Below are 8,395 nucleotides of genomic sequence, written 5' to 3'. Positions count from 1 at the left end.
CTGATCGGCGCGCAAGCGGACCGAATTGATGTTCCATGTGGCAACCGAGATCATGCGCTTGGCTTTAGGGTTGCAGGGGGGCGATTGCTAGATGGGATGTGGGGGTGGAGTCGGGAACTCCACCCTCACTCGTCATGCTGAACTTGTTTCAGCATCCATCCCTCAACATGACCTGCCGCGTGAATGGATAGATGGACCCTGAAACAAGTTCAGGGTGACGAAGGATTTGTGCTGGATTTGGGGTTGGGGGTTTCCTCAGGGGCGAGCGAGGATGGTGGATTTCGAGAACCTATCGCGCTGCGGCTCCAATCCCACCACCTCATCCCGTTTCAGTTGTATGATGTCCCGGCGGATGGCGAGCAGGTTCGCCTGATTAACGAGATTGATTATTGCGGCGTGCTTCGCGGCAATATGGAAAGGTCGTGCCGAAAAAGCTCGGAAAGCTCTTCCAGTTCCGCGAGGGTCCAGGCCGCAGCTTTTAGCAGGCGCTCTTGCCGCGCCACTCGGTCCGGATCAGGCCTCTGTTCTTCACGATAGGCTTGCGCGATAGCGCGGTCAGCCCTTGCCTTATTGCCGCGCTCAAAAATTTCGCGCAGTCGCTTATAAACTGCCGGATCTTCAAAAAGGAACTGGCTCTCGCGCATCTTCTCTGCGAACAGACTGATCCGGGCGGCAGCCTTTTCATCCTGCTCCGGCAACGCGGTGATATGAAAGACGAAGTCAGCAGTAGCCTCGAAAGTCGCTAGCCGCCGCTGAAAGAGATCGGCACGTAGTTTTGCCGCTTCCAGTTTGACCTGCCTGTCCAATATGTCGGCTTGCTTATCGGTGATGTCTGCTTGTCGTCTGGCAATACCGACCTGCTTCAAGCCCACAACAACTGCGCCGATAACTGCAGCTAAGCCACTCGTCAGAGTAGCAAAGGACGGCCAATCGAATTCGCACCACTGAATGAGAGAATTTCCGCAGTCGACCAATATGCCCTCCCCCTCTCACACTAACTTGATCACGAAAATAGTAAGAGAGACACCCCTGCACAACGACGGGACTCGATCATTTCAGCGAAAACCGACGAGTCACGATTTTATCGTTCGAGCTTTGGTCCCTGCATGAGCGAGGATGGTGGTCTTCGAGAACCGGCGCGCACCCTTCGACAGGCTCAGGGTGAGCGGCTTTTTGATGGTCGTGAGCACCGGAAGCGCAGAAAGCCGCTATCCGCAGCCGTCTCTGGGGGAAGCCCGGACCCCAAACGCAAAACCCTCGGACCGGGGGCATTGGTCCGAGGGTTCCATTCGCGTTCGTCACGCTTGACGGGGGGTCTTAAGTGGAGACCGGGCAACAGGGGGGAAACCCGCCTCGACCGCCTCGTCGAAAGCCGTTCTAGGCCCCGTTCGCTTGCCCCCCGATGAACGGTTCTGACAGGCTTGTCGCAACTTGTCGCAAGGGGCGAACGGCTGGCGGTTCAGGTGGCCCAGAGCGTCGATAAAGCGCGACGGCTTGGTCAGGCGCGAATCAGCAATTCCCTCACCACACTCTTCACCACTGCCGCAGCACTTCCAGAAACCGGTCGCCATAGGCTTCCAGCTTGCGCGTTCCCACGCCGCCGATCTGGCCCAGTTCGGACAGGCTCGCCGGGCGTGCAGCCGCCATTTCGCGCAGGACCGAATCGTGGAAGATCACATAGGGCGGCACCCCGGCCTCACGCGCCAGATCGCGGCGCAGCGCGCGCAGGGCATCGAATACCGGATCGCCCACGGGATTGAGTGCGGCTCCGCTGCTGCCCCGCCCTCGCCTGCCCGAACGGCCTTCCTTCTTGGGCGCCAGCACCAGCGGCACTTGCGCTTCGCCTTTCAGGATCGCCCGCGCCTCACCGCCCAGCGCCAGCCCGCCATGCTCGGTCGCTACCAGAGCGCCGCGTGCCTGCAACGCCCGCGCCAGGGGCCGCAGCAGTTGCGCTTCGTCTGCACCCACGATGCCGAATACCGAAAGCTGATCGTGCCCGCGCTGCATCACCCGCTCGTCCGCCACGCCGGTCAGCACCTTCTCCACATAGCCGAAGCCGAACGATTGCCCGGTGCGATAGACGGCAGACAGCAGCTTGCGCGCCACTTCGGTGGCATCGGTCACGCCCGGCGCGTTCAAGCAATTATCGCAATTCCCGCAGGATGGCGGCGGGTTTTCGCCAAAGTGGCGCAGCAGCAGCGCACGGCGGCAATGCGGCGTTTCCACCAGCCCGGCCAGCGCGTCGATCCGTGCCCGCTCTCCGGCGCGGCGGTGTTCTTCCACTTCGGCCACGCGCTGCCGCGCCCGCACGAAATCCTCCGCACCCCACAGCATTACCGCAACCGAAGGATCGCCATCGCGCCCGGCGCGGCCCGTTTCCTGATAATAGCCCTCGATAGATTTCGGGCAGGCCGCATGGGCCACAAAGCGCACATCGGGCTTGTCGATACCCATGCCGAAGGCGACCGTCGCCACCATCACCATGTCTTCGGATTCCACGAAAGCCGCCTGATTGGCCGCGCGCACCTGCGGATCGAGTCCTGCGTGATAGGGCCGCACGGGCCGCCCGCTCGCCCCCAACTGGTTCGCCAGCTTCTCCACCTGCGCGCGGGTCGGCGCATAGACGATGCCGGGGCCGGGGTTTTCGGCAATCACGGTCATCAACTGCCGCAGCGGGTTGTCGCGCGGGGTGATGGCATAGCGGATGTTGGGCCGGTCGAACCCGGCCACGATCAGGCCTTCTTCGGGAATGCCCAGTTGCGCAAGGATATCGGCGCGGGTGTGGCGGTCCGCCGTGGCCGTCAGCGCAAGGCGCGGCACATCGGGGAAAGCGTCCATCAGCGGGCGCAACAGCCTGTAATCGGGGCGGAAATCGTGCCCCCATTCGGAAACGCAATGCGCCTCGTCGATGGCGAACATGGCCACCCTGCCCCGGCTCAGCATCTCAAGGAAATGCGGCTGGCTGGCGCGTTCGGGCGCGACATAAAGGAGGTCGAGATCGTCCGACAGGAAGCGGTCGATCGTCTGCCCCCGATCCATGTCCACGCTGGTCAGGGTCGCGGCGCGGATGCCGTTGGCGGTGGCGCTGCGCAACTGGTCGTGCATCAGCGCAATCAGCGGCGATACGACGACGCAGCACCCCGGCAACATCACCGCAGGCAACTGATATGTCAGCGATTTCCCCGCACCCGTAGGCATGACCGCCAGCGTCGAGCGCCCCGCCAGCACCCGCTCCACCACATCGGCCTGCACACCACGAAACGCGGTGAATCCAAACACCGCGTGGAGACGGTCAAGCACGCCGGAAGCGGAGACAGACGGGGCGAAATCGGGGTCGGAAAGGCTCACCGCGCCGCTATGACAGATCGCAGCGCCTCATTCCACGCCCACGATCACGTGAAGGCGGCTGATGCGGCTGGTCACGATCTTCCAGCCATCGGCCTCCTTGCGGTAGGTTTCATGGTAGTGGCCCATGCCGTGCAGGAAGGGCTTGCCGTCGGCGTCCCAGATCTGATCCTCCATCGCGATCACGCCCCGCGCCTCGGTTTCCGAAACGATTTCAACCTCATGGCAATGCCCGTGGTGAACGGTGCGCGACGCTGAGACGGCAGATTCGACGAAAGCGGCGATGTGGTCCCCGCCCGAATGAATCCAGTTTTCGGCGTCGGCAGCAGGTTCGATGGAGAGCGAGCAGGAGGCATCGAACACGGCATCATCAGCAAAGACCATGCGCAATCCAGCGAAGTCTTTCGTGTCCATGCAGCGGAAATAGCGTGCCTTCAGCTGCTTGATTTCCTCGATTTCGATCAGGCGCGTGATGGGGTCGATTGCAGTCATGTCAGGGCCTCTCCGGTGCGCGTAGGTGCAGTTAGGTGCATCTAGGTGCACTTCAGAAACACCCTGTCCGAAGGCGGCAAAAACACCACTCTCACTTGTGCGAGAGGCCCAGTTTCCTGAGGCCCGGCGTGACGATCGGCACGGTCAGCATCGTGCTGAGAACGGCCATCAGCAGCAGCGCGGTGAATGTTTCGTTGGTGACGATGCCCTTGTCCAACAGCACGTTGACGAAGATGATCATGATCAGCGCCTTGGTCTGCAACAGCCAGCCGATCACCGAAGCCTCACCCTTCGCCCAGCCCAGAATCCGCCCCGCGATACGCACGCCGATAAGCTTCCCGGCAACCGATGCGGCAAGGAACAGAAACGCCGCGCCGAACACCGCCACGCCGCCAACATCCCATTTGGTGCGCAGGCCGGTGGAAAGGAAAAACACCGGCATGACGCTGAGCAGAAGGAACTGGCGGAATCCGTCCAGCCTTTCGCGCGCAAACCAGTGCGCATCCAGCACCGCGCCAGCAAGGAATGCGCCGACCATGTAGTGCAGGCCGGACCAGTCCGCCGCAAAGCCGACAACGGCGAGCCAGATCAGCGAGACGTACCAGCGGTCGTTCTCTTCCAAACGCCGGAACAGCGCGCGCACCAACCATGACGCCACAGCAAAAGCGACAAGGAAGATCGCCTGCCGCCCCACCCGCTCCCAATCGACGAGGATCAGCGCCAGCACGCCCCAGATCGCGATATCATCGAGACTGGCATAGCGCAGGATGCGCTGGCCGAGCGGTTCTCGGAAGATCGCCAGCTTTTCCATCAGCAGCACGAGGATGGGCAACGCGGTGACGGCGCAAGCCATACCGATGCCCAGCACGGCCTGCGGATAGGTGCCGCTCGGCCCGATCCAGCCGGGCGTTTGCAACAAAAGCGCGGCGGCGGCAGCGCCCGCCAGCAGCGGCGTGAGCAGCGCGCCCACCGCCGTAATCGCGGTTTCGCGGCGGTTGGCCCAAGCGTCCGATATGTCGAGTTCGAGACCCGCCACGAACACGAACATCATCACCGCCCACCACGCAATGCCGTTAAGCGGCGCGATGACCTGCGGGTTGAACACGAAGGCATAGTAATCCGGGAACGCCGCGCCCAGCACGCCGGGGCCAAGCAGGATGCCACCGATGATCTGCACGACAACCAGCGGCGCCCAGTAATCGGTGCGCAAAAACCGCCACACGAGATAAGGCACGGCAAGGATGATCGTAAGCGCGATCAGGAAGATTTCGGTGGTGCCCATCGCCTGTGTCATGTCCATCTGTTTGCCGCGCCTCCGCGACCGAGGCAAGCGGCGGCAAAAATGGGTTACCGCTTAACCATTCCCACGCTCCGGCATGGTGCGCGGCACGCTGTTAAGCGCGGATTCCGGTTCTTTTGACAGCTTGTTCCCGTGGCGGATGGACCGCCGGACACGGGAGATGTGCGATGGGCTTCGAAATGCGTGAAAGCTTCGTGCGCCGCGAAGAATGCAAGGCCGCATGGCAAAGCGAAGTGGAATTCGCCGAGATGGCGCGGGTGCTGAAAGCACTGGCCGCCGAAATGGGCCTCGACACCAACGCTGCGCTGGACGAGCTGGCCCATCACGGGCTTGGCGCGGCGCTGGGCGTGCTGGCGGGGCAGGCTGAGGTGGCGGATGTAGAGCCGGATTACCTGCAGCGGCGCGCGCAATCGCGGTTGGCGGCGAGCAGGTTGCAGTAGGGCAGGTTGCCGTAGTTCGCTGCTCCCCCGCCTTTCGGCTGGCTGGCAAGCCAGCCGCTCAGGATAAACCGAGGGCCTCAGTCGGTTTACGCTCGCGTTCCGTAGCAACACCGAGGCCCCCGCCTTCGCGGGGGAGCAGTTATCGTTTTGGAGAGGGCGAAGAAGAAGGCACCACCCCCAACCCCCTCCTCTGAAGAGGAGGGGGCTTTGGTTCGTCAATCCAGATTTGGCCGCAACCAGCGCTCCATGACCGGAACTTCCCAGCCACGCCGACCGGCATAGTCTTCCAACTGATCGCGGCCGATGGTGGCGACGCCGAAATACTGGCTTTCGGGGTGGGCGAAGTAAAAGCCGGAAACCGCCGAGGTTGGCAGCATGGCCTGCGATTCCGTAAGCGTGATGCCCGCCGAATTCGTTGCATCGAGCAGATCGAACAGGATCGGCTTCAACGTGTGATCCGGGCAGGCCGGATAGCCGGGCGCGGGGCGGATGCCGCGATACTGTTCGCGGATCAGGGCTTCGTTGGTCAGCTGTTCGCCCGGTGCATAGGCCCACAGCGTGGTGCGGACGTACTGATGCAGACGTTCGGCAAAGGCTTCGGCAAAACGATCTGCCAAGGCTTTGAGCAGAATGTCGGAATAGTCGTCGTTATCGGCCTTGAAACGCGCAAGGTGCGGTTCGATACCGTGGATGCCAACGGCGAAGCCGCCAATCCAGTCACCCGCCGGATCGATGAAATCAGCAAGGCAGAAGTTCGCACGGCCACGGCTCTTGATGAACTGCTGGCGCAGGAACGGCAGGCGGACGGATAGCTCATCGTCATTCGGGTGCAGGATGACGTCATCACCATGACGGGCGCAGGGCCAGAACTGCGCGACGCCCTTGGCGGTCAACCACTTTTCACCGATGATCTTGTCCAGCATCGCGCGCGCATCGGCATAGAGATTGCGCGCGCTTTCCCCGACGACCTCATCTTCGAGAATCACAGGATAGGTGCCCGCCAGTTCCCACGAACGGAAGAACGGGGTCCAGTCGAAGCAATCGACCAGATCGGAAAGATCCCAATCACTGAAAATATGACGCCCCGGCTGTTCGGGCGGCGGGGCTTTTTCGGAAAGGTCGGGCGTGAAGGCATTGAGGCGCGCGTCTTCAAGGCTGAGCAGCTTCGAAGCGCCCTTGCCCGCGCGCGCATCGCGGACGTGCTGGTAATCGGCGGCTGTCGCCTTGATGAAGCCCTGCGCCTGCGTATCGGACAGAAGCTGCGAAGCAACGCCGACCGCGCGGCTTGCGTCGAGCACGTGGACGACCGGGCCATCATAGGCGGGATCGATGCGCAGCGCGGTGTGGACCTTGCTGGTGGTGGCACCGCCGATCAGCAGCGGAATGGTCATCCCGGCGCGCTGCATTTCTTCGGCCACGGTCACCATCTCGTCCAGCGATGGGGTGATCAGACCGGACAGACCGATGATATCGACCTGTTCCTTCTGCGCGGTATCGATGATCGTGGACCACGGCACCATCACGCCCAGATCGATCACTTCATAGCCATTGCACTGCAGGACCACGCCGACGATGTTCTTGCCGATATCGTGAACGTCACCCTTGACCGTGGCCATGATGATCTTGCCCTTGGCCTTGGCACCCGGTTCCTTGGCCGCTTCGATGAACGGGATGAGGTGGGCCACGGCCTTTTTCATCACGCGGGCGGATTTCACCACCTGCGGCAGGAACATCTTGCCCGACCCGAACAGGTCGCCGACCGTGTTCATGCCTTCCATCAGCGGGCCTTCGATCACCTCGATCGGGCGACCGCCGCGTGCATCGATGGCAGCGCGGGCTTCTTCGGTATCTTCGACGACATAGGCGTCGATGCCCTTGACCAGCGCGTGTTCAAGGCGGCGCACCACGTCCCAGCCACGCCATTCCTCGGCGGCCTTTTCGGCGACGGTGTCCTTGCCCTTGTAGCTTTCGGCCAGTTCGATCAGGCGTTCGGTAGCGGTCTGATCGCCACCCGCAGCAGGAGCGCGGTTGAGCACCACGTCTTCGCAGGCTTCGCGCAGCACCGGGTCGATCTGGTCATAGATATCAAGCTGGCCCGCGTTGACGATGGCCATGTCCATGCCCGCGGGAATCGCGTGGTAGAGAAACACCGAGTGCATCGCGCGGCGCACCGTTTCGTTGCCACGGAACGAGAACGACAGGTTGGAGAGGCCACCCGAAATGTGGACGTGCGGGCAGCGCGCCTTGATTTCGCGCGTGGCCTCGATGAAATCCAGACCATAGCGGTCATGCTCTTCGATGCCGGTGGCGACGGCGAAGACGTTGGGATCGAAGATGATGTCTTCGGGCGGGAAGCCGATGCCCACCAGCAGGTCATAGGCACGGGCGCAGATTTCGACCTTGCGCTCCTTGGTGTCGGCCTGACCCTTTTCATCGAAGGCCATGACGACGACAGCCGCGCCGTAGTCCATGCACAGGCGGGCGTGATGAAGGAAGGCTTCTTCACCTTCCTTCATGCTGATCGAATTGACGATGGGCTTGCCCGAAACGCATTTCAGGCCGGCTTCGATCACGTCCCACTTCGAACTGTCGATCATCACCGGCACGCGCGCGATATCCGGCTCGGCAGCGATCAGCTTGAGGAAGGTGGTCATCGCCTCAAGCGCGTCGAGCAGGCCTTCGTCCATGTTGACGTCGATGACCTGCGCGCCGTTTTCGACCTGCTGGCGCGCGACTTCGACCGCCTTGGGATAATCGCCCGCAAGGATCAGCTTCTTGAACGCGGCAGAGCCGGTGACGTTGGTGCGTTCGCCGACGT

General features: G+C 62.3%; 6 protein-coding genes. 1 reads left to right on the top strand and 5 read right to left on the bottom strand.

Annotated elements, in window-relative coordinates; genetic code table 11:
• Positions 1-386 precede the first annotated feature (386 nt).
• The 4 genes from ACOVQ0_RS18055 to ACOVQ0_RS18040 all read right to left on the bottom strand — a co-directional run bounded on the left by ACOVQ0_RS18055 (position 387) and on the right by ACOVQ0_RS18040 (position 5,119).
• Positions 387-974, bottom strand: coding sequence for a hypothetical protein (locus tag ACOVQ0_RS18055; RefSeq protein ID WP_421887704.1), 588 nt, complete (start codon positions 972-974; stop codon positions 387-389).
• A gap of 559 nt (positions 975-1,533) precedes the next feature.
• Complete coding sequence (recQ, locus tag ACOVQ0_RS18050; protein ID WP_421887701.1) at positions 1,534-3,348, bottom strand: DNA helicase RecQ; 1,815 nt, start codon at positions 3,346-3,348, stop codon at positions 1,534-1,536.
• 27 nt (positions 3,349-3,375) lie between these two features.
• Positions 3,376-3,837 carry a nuclear transport factor 2 family protein gene (locus ACOVQ0_RS18045; RefSeq protein ID WP_421887698.1) on the bottom strand — a complete coding sequence of 154 codons (462 nt, stop codon included), beginning with the start codon at positions 3,835-3,837 and terminating at the stop codon, positions 3,376-3,378.
• Between the two features lie 91 nt (positions 3,838-3,928).
• Entirely contained in the window at positions 3,929-5,119 is a 1,191-nt protein-coding gene (locus ACOVQ0_RS18040; protein WP_421887707.1) for a cation:proton antiporter, read from the bottom strand.
• A gap of 185 nt (positions 5,120-5,304) precedes the next feature.
• Between ACOVQ0_RS18040 and ACOVQ0_RS18035 the strand changes: the two genes are divergently transcribed.
• The gene (locus tag ACOVQ0_RS18035; protein WP_421887696.1) at positions 5,305-5,577 is read left to right on the top strand and encodes a hypothetical protein; all 273 of its coding nucleotides are present in this window, start codon (positions 5,305-5,307) and stop codon (positions 5,575-5,577) included.
• A 215-nt stretch (positions 5,578-5,792) separates the two neighbouring features.
• Here ACOVQ0_RS18035 and metH read toward each other — a convergent pair.
• A partial coding sequence (gene metH / locus ACOVQ0_RS18030; RefSeq protein WP_421887693.1) for a methionine synthase occupies positions 5,793-8,395 on the bottom strand: 2,603 nt, incomplete at its 5' end.

Origin of the sequence: Novosphingobium sp., from assembly GCF_049240505.1 — a bacterium.
Taxonomy (GTDB): Bacteria; Pseudomonadota; Alphaproteobacteria; order Sphingomonadales; family Sphingomonadaceae; genus Novosphingobium.
Note: the sequence above shows the minus strand (reverse complement) of the source record. Positions and strands in the feature narration are given on the sequence as shown.

Excerpts from the sequence above, each read along its gene's own strand:
- ACOVQ0_RS18035 (WP_421887696.1), top strand. The coding sequence starts at position 5,305 with ATGGGCTTCGAAATGCGTGAAAGCTTCGTGCGCCGCGAAGAATGCAAG.
- ACOVQ0_RS18045 (WP_421887698.1), bottom strand. The coding sequence starts at position 3,837 with ATGACTGCAATCGACCCCATCACGCGCCTGATCGAAATCGAGGAAATC.
- ACOVQ0_RS18040 (WP_421887707.1), bottom strand. The coding sequence starts at position 5,119 with ATGGGCACCACCGAAATCTTCCTGATCGCGCTTACGATCATCCTTGCC.